General features: G+C 45.0%; 10 protein-coding genes. 2 read left to right on the forward strand and 8 right to left on the reverse strand.

Translation table 11 applies throughout. From position 1 onward, the window contains the following. From ACOJTG_RS03480 to ACOJTG_RS03510, 7 genes are all read right to left on the reverse strand, one after another. The coding region (locus ACOJTG_RS03480; RefSeq protein ID WP_420152534.1) for a SusC/RagA family TonB-linked outer membrane protein at positions 1–2,126 on the reverse strand (2,126 nt) is incomplete at its 3' end. Positions 2,127–2,242: 116 nt separating this feature from the next. Beyond that, the gene (locus ACOJTG_RS03485; RefSeq protein ID WP_420152535.1) at positions 2,243–3,103 is read right to left on the reverse strand and encodes a hypothetical protein; all 861 of its coding nucleotides are present in this window, start codon (positions 3,101–3,103) and stop codon (positions 2,243–2,245) included. Between the two features lie 218 nt (positions 3,104–3,321). Further along, positions 3,322–4,080 (reverse strand): SDR family oxidoreductase, encoded by a 759-nt coding sequence (locus ACOJTG_RS03490; RefSeq protein WP_420152536.1) that lies wholly within the window; start codon positions 4,078–4,080, stop codon positions 3,322–3,324. A 39-nt stretch (positions 4,081–4,119) separates the two neighbouring features. Beyond that, entirely contained in the window at positions 4,120–6,372 is a 2,253-nt protein-coding gene (locus tag ACOJTG_RS03495) for a hypothetical protein (protein WP_420152537.1), read from the reverse strand. 250 nt (positions 6,373–6,622) lie between these two features. Continuing rightward, the gene (locus ACOJTG_RS03500) at positions 6,623–9,727 is read right to left on the reverse strand and encodes a sensor histidine kinase (protein ID WP_420152538.1); all 3,105 of its coding nucleotides are present in this window, start codon (positions 9,725–9,727) and stop codon (positions 6,623–6,625) included. Positions 9,728–9,801: 74 nt separating this feature from the next. After that, positions 9,802–10,455: a response regulator transcription factor gene (locus ACOJTG_RS03505; protein WP_420152539.1), complete on the reverse strand. Its 654-nt coding sequence runs from the start codon at positions 10,453–10,455 to the stop codon at positions 9,802–9,804. Positions 10,456–10,978: 523 nt separating this feature from the next. After that, positions 10,979–11,707 (reverse strand): LytR/AlgR family response regulator transcription factor, encoded by a 729-nt coding sequence (locus ACOJTG_RS03510; protein ID WP_420152540.1) that lies wholly within the window; start codon positions 11,705–11,707, stop codon positions 10,979–10,981. 2,382 nt (positions 11,708–14,089) lie between these two features. Here ACOJTG_RS03510 and ACOJTG_RS03515 point away from each other — a divergent pair. Together ACOJTG_RS03515 and ACOJTG_RS03520 are read left to right on the forward strand one after the other, a co-directional pair. Continuing rightward, positions 14,090–14,791: an NUDIX hydrolase gene (locus ACOJTG_RS03515; RefSeq protein WP_104714321.1), complete on the forward strand. Its 702-nt coding sequence runs from the start codon at positions 14,090–14,092 to the stop codon at positions 14,789–14,791. 288 nt (positions 14,792–15,079) lie between these two features. Then, positions 15,080–17,185 (forward strand): alpha-glucuronidase family glycosyl hydrolase, encoded by a 2,106-nt coding sequence (locus ACOJTG_RS03520; protein WP_420152541.1) that lies wholly within the window; start codon positions 15,080–15,082, stop codon positions 17,183–17,185. A gap of 268 nt (positions 17,186–17,453) precedes the next feature. On the opposite strand, the gene ACOJTG_RS03525 is transcribed toward ACOJTG_RS03520, so the two are convergent. Then, positions 17,454–18,686, reverse strand: coding sequence for a PQQ-dependent sugar dehydrogenase (locus tag ACOJTG_RS03525; RefSeq protein WP_420152542.1), 1,233 nt, complete (start codon positions 18,684–18,686; stop codon positions 17,454–17,456). Positions 18,687–19,052 lie beyond the last annotated feature (366 nt).

The raw sequence follows: 19,052 nt of genomic DNA on the forward strand, positions 1-19,052 counted from the left end.
TTACCAATGTTGTTATTGCCACTCAAACCCCAGCTGGCCCGTAGTTTGAGCGAAGAGTTTTGTCCCAGAAAATCATGGTAGAAATTCTCTTTGGAAATATTCCAGCCCGCTGATACAGAAGGGAAAGTACCCCATTTGTTAAGCGGACCGAAGCGAGAAGAACCATCCCGGCGGAAGGAAGCCGACAGGTAGTACTTTTCATCGAAGTTATAACCCACCCGAGCCAGGTACGAAAGCAGGGTCCAGGTGTATTTTTGCGTACCCAAATCACCGCCGACGTTCAGAAGGAAGTTGGTGGGATCGGCTCCTTTTCCGGTAATTTCCTTAATTCGGTCGTTTTGAAAACCCCGGGCCGAAACACTGATGATATCACTTTCAAACTTCTGAGCCGTATACCCCGCCAACGCATCGAGGCTGTGTTTGCCAAACTGACGGTTGTAATGCAGCGTGTATTCAGCGAGTCGATCTACCTGAGCGATGGTACGAGCCGTAGCCGTGGCGGCGGCAATGGCCTGGGCTGAACCTGGTGCATTGTTTCCGCTACTCAGGCTCGTGGGGAGATAGTACTCGTACTTTTCGTTGTAAGACTGCATCCCCAGGTTGATCCGGGCCGATAAACCCGGCAGCAGATCATACGTGGCATTACCATTGTAAGTACTCCGCGAGCCCCGGCGACGAATAATCGTTTCCATCGCTACCGCAACGGGGTTTTCGACCGTCTGATACGCGTACAGGGGTCCTTGGGAAGAAGATTCAAATTTGGACAATGTACCATCGTCGTTGTAGGCCCGGAAGTATGGAGCATAGATTAAAGCACCAAGAATGGGTCCTTTATCAAAACGGCCTTCTTCCACTTCGCGGTTGGTATTGGAAGTCAGGGCCAGGTTCGCTCCGATCTTCAGGCGTTTGTTCACTTGGGCATCCAGATTGGCCCGCAGGTTCATGCGTTCCTGTCTGGTACTTACGATGATCCCCTCCTGATTCAGATAACCGCCACTCAAAGCGTACCGAACATCCTTAGTACCGCCCGAAAAGCTCAGGTTATGCCGCTGTACGGAGGCCGTGCGGTAGAGTTCATCCTGCCAATCGGTATTGTACTTCGGTTTGATCATTGTCTGAGTAGCGAAGTCATAAATCTCCGTTGGAATACTCACGCTGCTGGCGTTACCCACCCGGGCAATACGGGTCGCGTTGTTGTCGGAAAACATGGCGTCGTTCCAGGTTTGCCCCGAATTACGAACCAGATCACGGTACGAGTTATTGTGACCGTCGATGTGTAGCTGGGCGAATTCCTCGGCGTTTAGCAGATCCACTTTTTTGCTGAGCTGATTCAATCCAAACTGATAATCGTAATCCAGTCGGCCCTTGCCTTCTTTGCCTCGTTTGGTGGTAATCAGTACAACGCCACCGGCGGCCCGTGACCCATAAATGGCCGCCGAAGCCGCATCTTTCAGAATGTCAATCGATTCAATATCATTGGGATTGATGAAGACATCGGGTCCGGCCGGATAGCCATCAATGACGTACAGCGGATCCGCACTGGCATTGATAGAGCCGACGCCCCGTACCCGAATTTTGGTACTGACGTAGGGAGCTCCACTCACCTGCGAAATCTGAACGCCAGCTACTTTCCCAACCAAGGCTTGTCCAACCGTTGGCGTAGAAAGATTCAGTTCCTTCGCTTTCACGCTAGAAATGGCCCCGGTTACATCGCTTTTACGAACGGTTTGATAACCCACGGCCACTACTTCGTTGAGCTGACTGGCGGATTCCTGCAACTGTACGTCCAGGACCTGCCGATTACCCACTACGACTTCCTGAGAGACGTAGCCAATGAAGGAGAACACCAGCGTACTACCCTCTTCTACTTCGAGGGCATACTTTCCCGTAGCATCCGTAACGGTACCACGGGTGGTGCCTTTGCTGCTCACGGTTACACCCGAGAGGGCTTCTCCTTTTTCATCACGAACAATCCCGGTGATTTTGACCAGAGCCCGTGAGGAGCTAAGTTGGGGCTCGGGAGTTCGGGAGAGAGCATCGCTAGTGGTTGCCAGAACCACCAACAGGCAAAGCGGACTCAGGAGCGTCGCCGCTTTACGCAAGGGAAAGGATACACGTTTCTGCATGTATAGTGTAGTAGATGAATGTGCTAAAAACAGGCCATAGGCAGCGGTTCTGATTCCAGGGAATCAGAGGACTTAAGCTAGCCCAAAGGGGTGGTTACAAAGGAAAGTGGCGGATACTAGTAGTCGAACGTTACCCAGTGAACGTTCGACTGTTTGGAAGAAGTCACCAGGATTCCCTGCCCGTTACGGGTTAGGGTAAACCCTTCCAGTTCATCGGATTTATCAAAGTCTATTACTTTCAATACGTGTTCTTTGCCCTGGGCAAGGGATTGATTCAAATCCAGAAAAGTCAATCGCCAGCGGCGGCCCTCAATCTGATTTTGAATCAGTACCAAGATGTTTTTATCCGGGATGAAATGTAAGTTTTGTATCCAGGGTGAACAGGTAAACTTTTTGTAGAGAATACCCGGTTCCGAGGTTTTTGACGCTTTAACCAGTGCTTGCGGGTCGTACAATCGTACCTCATTGGCCTTGTTCCCGTAATCAGCCGTGGCTACGTACCAGCGACCCTGATATTGCACGTACTCCGGACGAGTCCCTTGAATGCAGACATCATCTTCAATCGTACGGATAAGATTTCCCTGGAGGGTTCCGGTCTGGAGTAAACCCGCCCAATTTACCTGATAGATAACGGCCTTCCACTGCGTTCCTTCCGGATTAAGTCGAATGCTGTTTCCGATGAATACCGGTTTTCCGGACTTATGAGCGATGCCCGTTGGATGATTGATAATGTCTTTAGAATCAATGCTTAGCTGTACTTCTTTTTGCGTATACTGAAGTTCGTGGTCTTTCAATATATACTCCCGAATGATTCCTACTTCCCGATCGCCGTAGAGGTATACGTTTCCATCGATATAACTTACCCCCTGCCCTGCTCCCAACGAATCAACGGTTATTGATTTTTGGATCTGCACCGACTGACCGTAGGCCGCCAATGCTCCCTGTAGCATCAAAACCAAACTCAATACCTTCTTCATTACTGCAAAATAAAGGTCGCTAGATTACCCTAAAACAACGCGAATGTTATCTAATTATGAAGCTAAGGGCTGATTAAAACCAATATTGAATTATCCGTACGATCTTTTGTTTTTTTATCCCTATACGTACTAAAGATGATGGTATTTATACAAAACGGGTGCAGGCTTCGGGCGATTGATTTCCCAGAGCCTGCACCCGTTTGTAACTAAAAGGTACTTTAAATTAATTGTAAGTGCGGACGGATCTGGATGGAAACGACGTCGCAGCGAAGCGGTTGGGTCAGGATATAATGGACGCAAACCGCAATATCTTCCGCCTTCAACATCTCTCCCGTTTTCTGCTTTTCGCGTTCTTCTTCGGGCGTGGTCGGCTGCATGTCCGAACCTACCGCTCCGGGTTCAATCAAACTCACTTTGATGCCGAGTTTATTGACTTCTTTCCGTAAACTTTCCGCAAAACCCTGGATGGCCGATTTGGTAGCCACGTACACGGAACTGCCTTCCTCCCGTACATCCGCACTCATCGATCCAATCAATACGATGTGGCCTTTTTGCTGAGGCTTCATACGGTTTAGAGCTTCTTTCGTCGTAGCTAGATAGCCCATCAGATTAGTTTCGATGACGTATCGCCACTCTTCATCGGGCATTTCATCAATGGAGCCCGCTGCCAGAGCCGCCGAGTTAATCAGAATATCAAGTCCGCCCAGCTGCTGATCCACCTGCTCGAATACCTTTTTGATATCCTCCGGCTTCGCTGCGTCGGCAATGATGCCTTCTGCTTTTCCACCGGCTTCCCGAATGGCCGTTAGGGTTTCGTCCAGTTGTTGCTGGTGGCGACCAAAGGTAAAAATACTAGCTCCGTAGGAACCGAGTAAAATCCCAATCGCCCGGCCGATACCCGTTGTACCGCCCGTTAGCAGAATACGTTTTCCTTCCAGGCTTTCTACCCGGGTGTGTGCTTGCGTAGCTTGTTGCATTGTTGAAAATTATCTAACGTGAGTGAATAGAATTTGACCTTACGAGCGTGACCACTCCAGCCGTATTTGCTGGTCGCCCTGCACTATAAATTCCTGATACTGGTGGGTTTCGTCCTGGGGCTGCATGGGTTCCTCCGCTACTGAATCAAAAAGCTGGATGAGTGGCAACGATCTACCCAGAGTAATTACCCGAACCCGACACGTAAACCCGGCTACCCCTCCCAAGCGGAATAACGCGTATCCCTGGTGTGGACTTACGATGTCGTATTCCGCGTGATAGATGGGATACTCGCAAAACACCATCACCGGCATCGGGTCGAAACGTTTATAGGCATACGTAGTCAGGATATACGGCAAGGCTCCTCCGTATACTTCCTGGCCTACCGAACCCGCTTTTTTTAGACCCGTCGGAATGTCTTCCAGCGGAATGGGCAATTTTTGAGCAATGTGGCCTTCCCGGGGTTCTTCACTGATCATGTCGGGAGGTAATTCCGTTGGGAAATAATACCTTCCCCGGTGTAACAGATACTTGAAGTATTCACTGAAAATCTGCCGGATGGGAGCCGGCACATCACTGCCCAATTCCTTGAGGTAATTGAGTACGGTAGCAAAGATTTCGGCTTCTTCATAGGCGGCCAGGTACTCCGCATCCCGCAAGGGAGCCACGCCCAGGAAGGTACTCCGGTATTTACCCAGGCCAATGCTACATTCCCAGATCCACATGCGGGCAATGAGGTTGGCAATGCTGAGTTTACTCAGTTTGTAGTACAAGTGATTACCCGTAAGCTTCCCCAACTTCACCAGAGTCAAAGCACTCATCATGGTGATGTTGGACTGGTACAACAAATCAAATCCCTTGCCGATTAGTTTTTCGGCTGAACGAATTGCTTCGTCCAGATACACCGTATTTCGGGTCATTTCATAGGCCTGAAGCATGATGTGGCAGTAGAGTCCGGGCGTATCCAGCTCACCGCCCCTACCTTCACTGGTTTCTGCTTTGAGTACTTTCAGGCTCTCGGCGTGGTAAAATACGGGCCATTCGTACTTGAAATGATGAGCCGCATTGATAACGTATTGCAGGGATTTCAGGAACAGCTCCTTTGCCTGCATATCGCCATGTTCGGCCAGGCGGGCCAGATTCATGAGGATATGAACCAGATACCAGGAATCAATTTTATCCGGGTCTTCCTCTTCACTTAACTCCTCCTTTTTAAACGTTTCGCCGGGCAACCAACGAACGATCGTTTCTTTCTGTTCATCGTAAAAAGAAGGAATGCTTTGTCGCAGCTTTTCTACTAATTCCACGGGCTCGCCCAGCCATTGCTGATACTCCCAAAGCGGTACGAGAATCGCCAGTTGCACCATACTTTCAGGGGGCTTTTCCGTGGAACCTACGTAGGCATTAACGTAAAATTTATTATGGATCTGACGACCGCATTCACCGGCTTTAGTTAAGGCTTCAATGGTTCGCTGGGAAGCCTTAGTCCAGTCGTAGTACGCCGTTTCGGGTTTTTGTAAGTGAGGATAGATGAGCCCTATCGCCTCTAAAAACTGATCGGCTCCCTCAAATTCATCCGTGGGAACAACTTCATGGAGGTACACAAACGCATCATTCAGGGTAAGTTCTTTCTCCGCGGGTAAAGGCTGTTCGGCGGCGGGTAGGCTAAAACCCAACTCCGGCCACTGAGCCGATACACAGCCACTGGGTTCGGTTTGCGTTAGATCCCCGTATTCATTCAGAGCCGTGAGGTTTTGAAAGTAAAAAAAACTTCCTTCCACTGGTTCCATGACGGAAGCATACACCAGACCCGCCGTGGGTCCACTTTGTTTAATATAGATCCGGCCCTGCGTTTCCATGGGATCATTCTCGGCGTTGAGGAAATAAATATCCCGGGGAAAGCCCTGTACGGTAAACGCTTGCCGGGGTGTCAGTCGGGTGGTATACCGCAACAAGCCGGATTCGTAGATTTCCAAGTTAATACGGAAAAGACCCAGTGACCCTTCTACTTCCCATTCAGCCGATTGTTTGTTTTTTTTGAGTTTGCGTACGGTACCCGTCAGGTGCTGATCATAACAGGTACGAATGGCCAGTTTTCCTTTATTCGGAAATTCGTAGAATAACCAGAATGAGTGATCATCCAAGGCCGTCTGTAGCTTTCCCTGAGCCCAACGAAAAGTCGTGGCTTCTACCCTTGCCTGCTTCAGTTGTTCTTTTACCCCCAAGGCCCACTGTGAAACCTGTTCGGTACGAACGAAGGGCTGCCCAAAAGCATTTTTGTCAGTCGTCAGCATAGCTTGTGTACTTGCTTGTGTAATTACAAAAAAGTGGGGATCGGTATACGTCGTAAAAAAAACATTCCTTCGAAAAGGAACATTCTACCGGGGAGCGGTAAACGTTTGAAGCTGAACGGAAAGGTCTGAAACGCCTGGAAAAAGCGTATACCCGATGAAGCTATACGTTAAAAGAACTGTGGATCGTTTTGGGCTAAACGATCCACAGTTTCCGGGTCATGCTAGATCTACGGTTTGATCAACTATCTGGTTAACTGAAAGTAGAATTTACTTCAAAATCTTCCGACATCTGTTTTGGGAAGCTGAGCAGCACTTCCGTACCACCCTTTTCTTGGGAAAGCACCGTGAGTCGGATTTTTAATAACTGGCTTAAATCTTTGAGGATAATCAATCCCAGACCCAATTGCGGCGGCAGTTCCTTACTGGCCTCTTCTAAAGTACGCGATCGGGGCTGGTTGAGCCAGTTTACTAACGCTAAAGGCATTCCAGGGCCCGTATCGCGAATGGACAAATGAATTTCGGACTCCATCTCCAGGGCTTTTATTGTTACATAGCCATTTTTAGTAATGCGGATGGCGTTATCTAATAAGTTATGAATAATGATGGCTAGTAATTCTGGATTACTGGTCACGCTCACCTCATTTACCACACGATTTATCACGGTTGTACTATTCTTCCGGGCACTATCCCGGAAGAATGCAATTTTATTCGCGACCAGCTCGTGAAGATTCACCGGTTGCAAGGACACGCTTCCAGAATGCTTCATTTGGGGCTTTACGTACTCCAGTAAATTATTGATCAACTGCTGAATTCGAAAGGTCGAATCGTAGATTCCTTTCGTCATTTCCAACATCGTAGGGGAAGTACCTTCTTTCTGAAAATGCTGATAGACCAGCTGATTCAAGTCGACGACGTACCTTAAAGGAGCTTTTACATCATGACTAATGGCCGCAATGATATGATCCTGAATGAATTTTCGCCAGAGCAATTCCTGCTGTGAGTTTTCTACGAGGGCAAGCATTTGTTTGAGTTCACTCGTTCGTTCGGAAATCACGGCTTCCAGCTTCCGGTTTTTATTCTTTAAGTACGAAGATCGAAGTTCAATCATCCCGTACAGGATTAAGATTGCGATGACTCCAGTGATTATCAAAAATGTCGTACGCAAGTACCAGGGCTTTTGAATGATTACCGTAAGGTGGCCAACCGAGTAATTATCGCTTCCGAAACCATTCGTAAGCCGAACGGATAGTTTGTACGTACCGGGACTTACGTGCGTAAGTTGAAAGGTTCGATCAATGCTACGGAGCTCATTCCAACTATTCGCTTTTTCATCATCGGCGGTAAACGCGTAGGATAGACGTAGGTTATTGACATTACCAAAGTAAGGCGTAGTAACGTAAATGGTTAAGGGCGTATGATTGGGGGGTAGTATAAGGGTATCCGAAGACAGAAACTGCGTAGCTCCATCCAGGCTTATACGATCAATGAGTACCTTCTGCTCCGGTAGTTCTGGCTTAATCTTTTCCGGTTCAAACCACACCAATCCGTTCAGAGTAGGTAAGGAAAAATACCGATCTTGTACGCGTAAACCACAGGGCTCACAGCCGCCGTTGAATTCGTTGATACGAAAACCGTGCTCTTTGGTATAATGATGGTAATAAATAGTTCCGTCGATCTTTCCTTCAGCAAACCGGAGCAAGTCCCCCTTGGCCGCCTGAAATAAGCCTTTGTTGGTAGTAATCCAGAGATAGCCCTTACGGTCTTCCATGATGCAATGGGCCTGGGCCATATAATGATGCGGATCAAGTGGTAGGTGTGTCACTTTTGTTCCCTGAATCAGATAAATACCATTTTCAGCAGTACTAACCCATAACTCACCGGCTTTGGAAGTGTGTAAACTTCGAACATAAATCTGATCCAATGCTGATACCCAAGTCACCTTACGGGCAGAGCCCTGAATATTAAAAAGTCCAGCGTAGGTCCCTACCCATAACTTATCGGCATTTTCGTATAGAAAATAGGAAACGCGTACCTTAGGCATTTTGAGGTAAAGCTGGGGAGCTTGCTGCTGTTCATCTAACTGGAAAATACCCTGCCCATCAACGCCGATCCAGAGGGGTCCTTCATCACCCTGATAGATACAGGAAATGTGCCCGGCAAGCTCCCACTGCTGTAGTAGACGATCGCCGGTTGCATTAAATTTATAAAGTTTATTTTCACTAGTAGTCCAGATATTCTGATGGCGATCTAGGGCCATCATATACCGATCAAATTTAGTTTGAGCAAGAGCGGTTAAGTGCTTACGTACGGTTCGCTGGCCATTGGGTTGCATAACCACCCCCTTATTGGTTACTACACTCGAATCCTGAAATCGGGACTGGGCATAGAATACATTCGTCTGACCGCCTTCTTTCAGATACAGGGTTTGAAAATCCCTTCGGGTGCATACGTATAGCCCTTGACTTAAGCTTCCCAGAAAAACCCGTTTGTATACGGAATCATAATACACACTAGCAATGTTGACTTGTGAGAAATCAAAGTCTTTTAAAATTAGCTCGGTTTTTAAGGCATCTGTCGTTTGGCTCAGCTGGTACAAGCAGCCCTTCAAATACAAGAAGGCCTGATCCGCTGCATTGTTCCAGTAGAGTTGAATGTTCTGCTCTGAAGTTTTATAAGAAGGGTTCAGAAGAATATCTCCCGTTAACGGAAAAAGGCGTGGTTGTTGTTCGCTAACCCGTTTCATCTTTCCATCAGGTCGAAACTCGAATAAACTAGTCCCCAGCCGGAATAGGTGCTTGAAATTGTTAAATTCCCTTTTGAAACTATACGCTTTTTTGCCCTGTACATACGCATCCAGTGTAGTATGGGTACACAGAAAAAAGCTACTGTTCTTTATCGGAATCAGATACTTGCGAACAGTATCCAACATGTAATAATTATCCGGCAATCCCGTAGAAATGCTCAGCGGGAAAGAGGGTAATTGGGGTTTAAGATGGGGTTGATAGTAGGTCTGCTTGGGATACGTCTTCCCGTTCTTAATTTTTATAAACTCATTCTTTTCATTGATGGCATATAAACTTTTCCCCTCGGCAGAAAGGTCCGGATACAAAGACTTAAAGCGTTGACTATGCGTATGAAGGGAGGTGTAGAATTGTTGCCCGTCAAATCGTACTAGTCCGGCTTCCGTCGTTAGCCAAAGAAACCCTTCCGCATCCCGAGCAATGCTTTTTACACTGTTTTGAGGCAGGCCATTATCGTCTGTGTATTGTTCGATGTGAAAGGTTTGAGCATGAGCTGGTAAGCTTACCCACACGCCACAGCTAATCAGCCAAACTATAAGTATTCTTGATAACATGAAAGTAGGCAAAAAGCTTGACCAGCTACTCTGAAGGCATCAGAGTAGCTGGTCAAGCTTCGTAAACAAAAAGACTATACTGCGACGGAAGGCGTACTTTGAAGTACTCGCATGGTTTCGAGTAAGGAGACGATACTATTGACCCCTAACTTACTAAAAACCCGGTTTTTGACCGTACTGATGGTGGATATATGCAGGTTGAGCTGCCGTCCAATATCAGCGGGACCGTAGCCCTTTACCAGGTAGTGTAAAACTTCCTTCTCGCGATCCGACAGATTTTCCAAAGGATTATTATGAACTTCCTCGGCTTGATGGAGCAGCTTGTCAATACTAACCTGCCGCATTTGAGGACTTAAGTACTTTTCATTATTAAATACCGTTTTGACAGCCAATAGTACCTCTTCCTGAGCAGCGTGCTTGGAAATATAACCTTTTGCACCCGCTTTTAGGCAGGGCAGAGCGTAAACTTTTTCATCATAGGCCGAAAAAACCAGAATGCGAGCTTGCTGTTGTTTGTAAAGAAAAGTTTCCAGCATTTTGATTGAATTGCCCCCGGGCACATTCAAATCAAGTACTAGCATATAAATCGGCACCGTGCTAAAGTATTGCAAGGCTTGCTCATAATCACTACAGAGGTAAACGTTCAGTTTAGGAAAGTTAGATTCTAATAAGTACTTGATTCCTAAACCTACGACGGGATGATCTTCGCAAATGAGGACATTTTTCATAGAATGATTGGACTCGAAAAAGTTTGGTATTGAAAAGTATTAAGACTCAAGAATCTCCGTTTTCGAAGACCTCGGTGTGGGAAAGTAATCGGTTGGTTCTGCCTCGCGTAAGCGGCTCCTATAGTGTATAGCATGTTCATAAACAGATTATCTCAATCCTTAAGATTGATACTATTCCGGATAAATTGCTAGATGGATGCGGAGTATGAAATAGGGGTATATTTCAAATCTCTAGCAGGCCAACATTAGAAATGAACGTATACTGTTTTCCTAACAGACGATGTATCTGATATACAAATAGGCAGTGTATTGCAAGGAGCAGAGAATGGCTCGAAAAGCATAAAGGCGGCATGATAATTGATCGTTAATACTGTTAAAAAAATCTGCTTAAATATGATGATGATAAGCGGCTCTCTCTAACGAAATTAAGTAAGCAATTGATAACATTAGCCTATAAAATGCTGAAGTGGGCAAAAAAACGACTGAACAGGACAGTCATGGAAAATTATTTTTTTGGGTACCACTAGCTTTTCAGCCATTGTAAAAATTCAGATGCTCTGGCTTTACTAACTACAATGGGTTGAGGGGTAGGTACGGTTAATTTTACGGTCAATTTTCGGGTAAAACTACGTTCTACGTGCTGTACTTTTCGCTGTGGAATAATGTACTGTCGATTAGCCCGGTAAAAATCACGTTCAGGTAATAGTAGAGCTAGCTCATCTAACGTTTCACGAATCTCATACTGCTGAGAATCTGTGTGAATGTAAGCGACATGGTTATAGGTATATATATAATTGATGGTCGCAGGCTCGATGGGAATTAACTTGTCACGAAAATGGACGAATATGTTTTTTGGACGGCTCATGTCTTCGAGAAAAGACTGATGCGAAAAAACTGTTTTCAGCCTTTCTATCTTTTCCAAACTCCGCTGTAGCTTTTCTTCTTCAATGGGTTTTAGCAAATAGTCAATGCCATTTGCTTCAAAGGCTTCCAAAGCGAATTCATCATAAGCGGTGCAGAAGATCACGGGAGACTTTACTTCTATCTCTTTAAAGAGATGGAACACTTTACCGTCGGATAAGATGATATCAGCAAAAATAAGATCCGGTACATCATGAGTAGACAACCAAGTGCGTGCTTCTTCAATAGACGGTAGGATAGCACAAACGTGAAGGTCACTCTTTAATGTTTCCAAGGTATGCTTTAATTCATAAGCTGCTTTTGGTTCATCTTCTAGAATCAATACATTCATGTTGGTTAATAAGGGAATAGTATGATAACTACGGTTATCAGTATTGCTTAATTTCTGTAGATTGTATTCTCTCGGCTCAATGAAAGCCTCCAGAAGGTCACTTACATTTAAACGTTAAGCTTAAGTATTATTTATAAATCTTCAAAAATACAATTAATTGATTAATTGCATTCTAGTCTGGGAAGAATACTTTCATTTACTTGAGAAAAAAAAATAATCCTAATTCATCCTTTTGCCATTGAAAAAGAAGATCTCTACTACCGTATTAATAGTTATTAATTCCTCATTTACTATCATAAATCAATATATCTCATTTTTTACATAAGTACATTACTCTAACCATGAACAGTATTTGTCATACTAGTACTACTTAAGTAATCAATAATTACTACAACAAATTATATAATTCACTATTGTGGAAGTCTTGGTTACATGATGCTTTCTAGGGTTATTAGGTAGGTGTAGGTAGGATAATCTTGGTTTAACTGCAAGAAAGGGCATTTCTGTAGTATACATAGTTGGCCTAGGACAAAGCTTGATTTATTTAAATAGTACCGAGCAGATTTTTAAAGTAGAATATGTACTTAAATCAAATTCTTGAATTTTTAGTATTACCTAGCTTAATTTAAATAAGTAGCTAAAGATTTATTATAATCCGTATTAATACTATTATATTCTTTACAATAGCCTGTCTTAGATGTATATACGTTGCATTATTTACAGTAGATGAATTACAGTTAATTTGCTTCTGTTTAATAAATAACAAATAGTAAACAGATAAGGCCTCCTATATACTTCATATTATTTTACTTGTAATTTGTATAAACCTCATTGTTTGATATGATAAAAAAATAACCTTTCAATCAATTTTAGTAAATTTAAAATCAATATTCAAAGAGTATGTTAAAACTAAACTACCAAGCAGGGCAGAACCTACAACCTTTCGGCCTATTGACACATATATTATATCTGAAGTGCTACAGTTTTACGGCACTTTTAAAGCTGAAGAAGATAACAAATTAACTCGAGGCGAAAATCTGCTTTATCTATCTTCATCATAGTCGAATTAGAAATGCAAAGTAATAGTTCGATACGGCTTCCGAGTTATAAAGCATGGTAGGGGTTGCTAAGGAAGTAATCAACGACTCGAGTATAGGTGGCCATTAGGAATCTACTTTGTTACTCGTGCTAGCCAATAAGCTCGTTCTCACCAGAGTTGATAGGAAGTAACTTATATGTACAATAGCTTTATATCAACTTCTACTCAACGTACAAAGAATCCAAAATTCAGCTCTATAGCTGAAGGACTGTCAATTTTCTAGCACTGCCTCACTAACCATGAAGGTTAACTTCATTTACAAAATAGACTACTGTTAGTCAACGATACTTGATGATAAAATAGAATCTTAAAGTTCTATGTTTTGTAGCACCCTACAGAATATAGTGTAATCAGATAGTTCATTTCACTAAATTAAGTCCCCCCGAACTCATGCACCGTTTTTTGTACTATTCTGTTTATACTAGACGAAATCCGATGTTCTATCCCGCTCCTTCCCTACGCGGTTTATTGAAGTCGAAATACTACAACTTCGCATTTTGTCAATGAATAGAGTAGTGATTCTATCTTCCGTAAATAGAAGGATCAAATAAGGGTTTAAGTTTTTGATTATAAGCCTACTAACAAAAAATATAGAAACAACGGACCTTTGGGAGTAGGTGTCGCTAAAAAGATTCAAACATTCATTCTGTTAAGGTCATCCTAACTGATACCAAGTATTCCAATGCGATCAAGTCCTTTTAATTGAATATTCAGGGGTAGTTATTGAGTTAGTACTGGGGATAGGGCGTAAATTTATTATCTAATATCAAAAATTGGCATCTTATGATCATTTTTAACAAATTCATGCTTTAAGCAATTGCCATACGACAACTATTTTATTAGTCCGGTCCGCAATCGGTATACATCGCTTCGCAGCACCTATATCTCTTAAATCACTCCACTACAGGACGGCCTAAGAGGATACCTTTATTCATACTTCCGCCAAATACACCAATCAATGGGTACTTTACTATACCGCTGTTCATCATTGGGCTTGTAGAACGTAATATTACTAATCCAAAACTGAATGCATCGGTGTACTTTGCTGCCTTTGCAATTCAGAAATGCTTGATTTTGACGAGAATGAGCGTGATACTATGGACTCAAGTTTAAAAATCGAGTCAACTTCTAACTAAATTAGATCACCAGAATTCTAAGTAAATGTTGCCCTTACGGGATTGCGTCAAAGTCTATCTTGAACTTGTAACAAAAAGTTAACATTTTCGCTTTATCTTGGGAGAAAATACATTTTAAAAACGTGGTCCATTCCTGAGTGAGCGTTCATGTTAGATCAATACCAACAACAGCACCCTTATTTACTGGCTTTAGATTCCATTATTTTCGGCTTTGATGGCGAAGGCTTAAAAGTATTACTCGTTAAGCGAGGGATCGAGGCCGAAACTTGGTCATTAATGGGGGGTTGGCTGCAACCGAATGAGAGTCTGGAGGATGCCGCAAGCCGTATTCTTTTTGATCTGACGGGCCTGACAAATGTGTATCTGGAGCAACTCTATGCCTTCGGCAACCCCAATCGCGATCCTATCACACGTACAGTGTCCGTTGCTTACTTTTCCTTAATTAAAATTGACGATTACGAAGCTACTTTATCCGATACGTTTCAGGCTCGCTGGTTTTCTATCTACGACTTACCTCCCCTACTCTTCGACCATGGAGACATGGTAGATCTTGCTCTTAAGCGGCTTCGTTACAAGGCCGCTCAGCACCCCATTGGTTTTGAATTATTACCCGAGAAATTTACAATTCCTCAATTACAAAAGTTATACGAAGCGATCTACAATACTGAATTTGATAAACGTAACTTCAGTCGTAAAATACTATCAACCAGTCTTTTAACTAAATTAGATGAAAAACAGAAGGGATATTCTCGGCGAGGAGCCTACCTGTATCAGGTAAATTCCAATAAGTATCAACTTACCCATAATGCGTTTCTAAACTTTATTCCTAGTCCGGAGCTAAGCGTTTAAAGGTCCTATTTTTAACTATTCGTATATTTTTTTACAAAAAAGTACGAGTAGTTTGCTATGGTTTTCAAAATAAGTGTCATTTTTACACGTAAAATTTACGCCTCTTTTTAATCCCCCGATTTATTAGATATAAAGGTAAAAGAGTGTCAGGGTCGCTTCGCGAACGATGAGCTGCCATACCCGTCAAAATAGGTATACGCCTGGTTGCTGACGTTTATTCTACAAAGCGATAACCCACTGCACTTAAGCCTTCATTCGTTTGTATAACACCCGTATAAATCTCTGTTAATGAAACGATTACTATTCTTGTACCTGCTGCTACTGGCTCCTTTGGCTAAAGGCGACGATGGTTACCAACTCTGGCTCAAATACGACCGAATCTCCAACGCTTCCCTTCGGACGTCTTACACCCGATCCATGCAGTTCATCGCACTGGAAGGTTCATCCCCTATCCTGAATACGGCAACGGACGAGTTACGCCAGGGCTTCAAGGGACTACTCGGACAGTCCGTACCATCCGTACAGGCTTCTGGCAATCGGACTGGTGGAATCCTGCTACGGATTACGCCGATGGGTGCGGATGTAAAGGATCTTACCCCTGAAGGTTACCGTATCGTCAAACGTCAGGGTAACCTCCAGATTATCAGCCAAACTGATACGGGTGTTTTGTATGGGGTATTTGCTCTGTTGCGTCAATTACAGGTGCATCGGCCCCTGGATTCACTGGCCGTTGTTAGCCGTCCGAAAGTAAAACTTCGGATGCTTAATCACTGGGACAATCCTAACGCAACCATTGAGCGGGGCTATGCGGGGGAATCGATGTGGAAATGGTATGAATTACCCGAAACCATCAGTCCACGGTACCGCGATTACGCCCGGGCGAATGCCTCCATAGGCATTAACGGAACGGTACTTAATAATGTCAACGCGAGTCCTCGCCTGCTGACGGGCGAATATCTGAAAAAAGTAGCCGCCTTGGCCGACGTATTCCGGCCTTATGGAATCAAGGTTTATCTATCAGTGAACTTTGCAGCCCCCAAAATACTCGGCGGTCTGAAGACGTCGGATCCCCTGGACCCGCAGGTTCGCCAGTGGTGGGCCAATAAGGTGAAAGAAATTTACCAGACCATTCCAGATTTTGGTGGTTTTCTAGTGAAAGCCAATTCAGAAGGCGAGCCCGGACCCCAGGATTATGGTCGTACGCACGCGGATGGAGCCAATATGCTGGACGAAGCCATGAAACCCTACCCCGGCGTGGTCATCTGGCGGGCTTTCGTTTACAAAGCCGACCCCAACGCTGATCGCTTCAAGGCTGCGTTCGAAGAGTTTGTACCGTTTGATGGCAAATTTGGCTCCAAGGTGATCGTACAGGTAAAAAACGGTCCGATTGATTTTCAGCCCCGCGAACCTTTTTCACCCATCTTTGGTCGGATGCCCCGTACGCCTCTGGGCATGGAGTTTCAACTTACCCAGGAATACCTGGGTTTTGCTACCCATCTGGTATACGAAGCTCCCTTGTTTAAAGAATGTCTTGATTCTGATACCTACGTTTCAGGGAAAGGATCGACGGTAGCCAAAGTGATTGACGGCAGCTTACACGGATATGAACGAACGCTGATGGCGGGCGTAGCTAATACCGGTTCGGATCGCAACTGGACGGGCCATCCGCTGGCTCAGGCGAACTGGTATGCCTTTGGAAGATTAGCCTGGGACCATTCGCTGACTTCCGAACAAATCGCTGACGAATGGATTAAGATGTCATTGACGCACGAGCCCGAAGCGGTACGCCGGATTCGTCACATGCTACTCCGTTCGCGGGATATTTACGTTAATTACAACACGCCTATGGGCCTTTCCCGGCCCTGGGCGGGTGTGCACTTTGCTCCCGAACCTTGGCAGAACAAAAGCCCCCGTCCGGACTGGACTGCCGTTTATTACCACCGGGCAGATTCCATAGGCCTGGGTTTTGACCGCACCGCTACGGGTAGTAATGCACTCTCCCAATACCACCCTGAGGTTCAAAAAGGCTGGGCAGATGCGGAAACCTGTCCTCTCCCCTACTTGCTCTGGTTTCATCACGTTCCCTGGGACAAAACCCTTTCCTCAGGTCGTAACCTCTGGGATGAACTTTGTACGCATTTCTATACGGGTGCTGATTCCGTACAATGGTTGCAGCGGGAATGGGCTCAGGTTAAACTGGCTATTGACCCTACCCTACACGCTGACGTCGCAGGGCGACTTCGTACCCAGCATGAGGAGGCTATCTGGTGGCGGGATGCCTGGGTACTGTATTTACAGGAATACGCCCGACGTCCTATTCCGGCTCCGTTTCAAAAACCCAAACGTACCTTAGTAGACGTCAAGGAATCGGTAAATGTTTATTTGCTACGGTAAAAAATTCCTTCGTTGAAACCGGTTTAAAGAAGTACGTAATTCGACGTTTTACACTCTTTTGAAAGCCCTGAGATTTCGATACAATGCATTAGTCCGAGGGGAAGGATGCATATCGAAATCTCAGGGCTCATTTTTTATGATTTTATTCCAGGAAATAAGCCTTTACTATGACATCAACGGCGATTTTTCGATGGAAACAGAATTCCAGGAAAGAATACATAAAAAAGAACCCGGATCTACTTCGTCAGCGGATCCGGGTTACAAGGGTTTACTTTTTATAAATTCGGTAGAGTCTTCCCTGATCGGTGATCGCGTACAAGGCTCCATCTTTGCCCTGGGTTACGTCACGGAAGCGTTGCCCTTCTTTATCCAGCAGGCGTTCTTCACCTACCACTTTGTTGTCTTCAATCACTAGTCGGACAATGTGCGTACTACTCAGCCCCCCGATGAACAGGTTGTTTTTCCATTCAGGAATACTGTCACTACTGTAGAACGTCATACCGCTGGGAGATACCACCGGGTCCCAGTAATACACCGGTTGCTCCAGTCCTTCCTTCTGCTGAATGGCCGCCCCTACTTTTTTGCCGCTATATTCGATACCGTAAGTGATGGTAGGCCAGCCGTAGTTTTTACCGGGTTCAATCCGGTTTACTTCATCACCCCCCCGGGGTCCGAATTCATCCTCCCACAGATCACCTGTAACCGGGTGAAATGCTAGACCCTGTACATTTCGGTGACCGTACGAATACAGTTCTGGCTTGGCTCCGGCTTTCCCTTCGAAAGGGTTTCCAGCCACGGCTTTTCCTTCTTTAGTAATCCGAATGATTTTACCGAGGCTTGAATTAAGCTGTTGAGCCTGCGGCCTGGTGATGGTATCCGAACGCTCACCCGTACTGATGATCAGATTTTCTTGTTTGTCGAACAAAATGCGGCCGCCGTAGTGTAAGTCCCCTTTATACGCTGGCGTAGCCCGATAAATGACAGTCGCACCTTCGATTTTTTTTTCGTCAGCGGAAAGCTTTCCTTTGGCTACTGCTGTTAGATTTCCTTCGGGTAGCTTCTCCGAAAATACCCAGTATACCATCCGGTTTTGCTCAAAGGCAGGGTCTACCCGCACACCCAGCAAACCTCCCTGGCCATCCGAGTTGACGGTTGGAATACCCGTAATAGGTGCACTCAGTTCACCACTAAGTTTGGCAATTCGCATCGTACCTCCTTTTTCGGTGATCAGCAAACGGCCATCGGGCAAGCTGGTAACTCCCCAGGGATTTTTAAGTCCTTCGGCAAGTACTTTGCCTTCGTAAGCGGTTTTTGATTTAACACCGGCGATTCGCGTCTGACCTGGGAAAGCTGGTTTATAATCGGAGTTGGGGGCATTGGTTTCAACCGGAGCCAGGGTACTATCGGCCGTTGCGGTCTCCGCATTTTTACCGTTGTTTTGCGAGCAGGCGGCTAGGGTCACCCCTGCACCAGCGATAAGAGCCAGAAAAGGTTTAGTCATTGGTTTATGTTGTTCTACGGGTGTAAGGGAATTTGAAGGAGATTTTCCAACACGTTCTATCTACAAAAATGGTAGGAAGATCCTAAAATCAATCCTTTACTGGTTGGATTGCCTTGAAAATTTATCAAAGAGGGAAGCTATAGGTACGTTAAAGATGGATAAACCGGCAGTAAATCATTCATCCTGAAATTCCATCCATTAAAAGTCATCCAATTTCGGCAAATTCGTTTCCGAATTTTCTTATCATTGGTCTTGCCAAGATGAATTTCACTCATCAATAGCCCCTCTCCAAACCTCATCTTTCCTTTTTTCCTACCCATTTTCTGATTATGTGATTACAAAAACAGTCCTTTCAATTCCTCTTTT

This window comes from Siphonobacter sp. (assembly GCF_048595215.1).
In the GTDB taxonomy this organism is placed as follows: domain Bacteria; phylum Bacteroidota; class Bacteroidia; order Cytophagales; family Spirosomataceae; genus Siphonobacter.

Excerpts from the sequence above, each read along its gene's own strand:
- ACOJTG_RS03515 (WP_104714321.1), top strand. The coding sequence starts at position 14,090 with ATGTTAGATCAATACCAACAACAGCACCCTTATTTACTGGCTTTAGAT.
- ACOJTG_RS03500 (WP_420152538.1), bottom strand. The coding sequence starts at position 9,727 with ATGTTATCAAGAATACTTATAGTTTGGCTGATTAGCTGTGGCGTGTGG.
- ACOJTG_RS03505 (WP_420152539.1), bottom strand. The coding sequence starts at position 10,455 with ATGAAAAATGTCCTCATTTGCGAAGATCATCCCGTCGTAGGTTTAGGA.
- ACOJTG_RS03520 (WP_420152541.1), top strand. The coding sequence starts at position 15,080 with ATGAAACGATTACTATTCTTGTACCTGCTGCTACTGGCTCCTTTGGCT.
- ACOJTG_RS03485 (WP_420152535.1), bottom strand. The coding sequence starts at position 3,103 with ATGAAGAAGGTATTGAGTTTGGTTTTGATGCTACAGGGAGCATTGGCG.
- ACOJTG_RS03525 (WP_420152542.1), bottom strand. The coding sequence starts at position 18,686 with ATGACTAAACCTTTTCTGGCTCTTATCGCTGGTGCAGGGGTGACCCTA.
- ACOJTG_RS03510 (WP_420152540.1), bottom strand. The coding sequence starts at position 11,707 with ATGAATGTATTGATTCTAGAAGATGAACCAAAAGCAGCTTATGAATTA.
- ACOJTG_RS03490 (WP_420152536.1), bottom strand. The coding sequence starts at position 4,080 with ATGCAACAAGCTACGCAAGCACACACCCGGGTAGAAAGCCTGGAAGGA.
- ACOJTG_RS03495 (WP_420152537.1), bottom strand. The coding sequence starts at position 6,372 with ATGCTGACGACTGACAAAAATGCTTTTGGGCAGCCCTTCGTTCGTACC.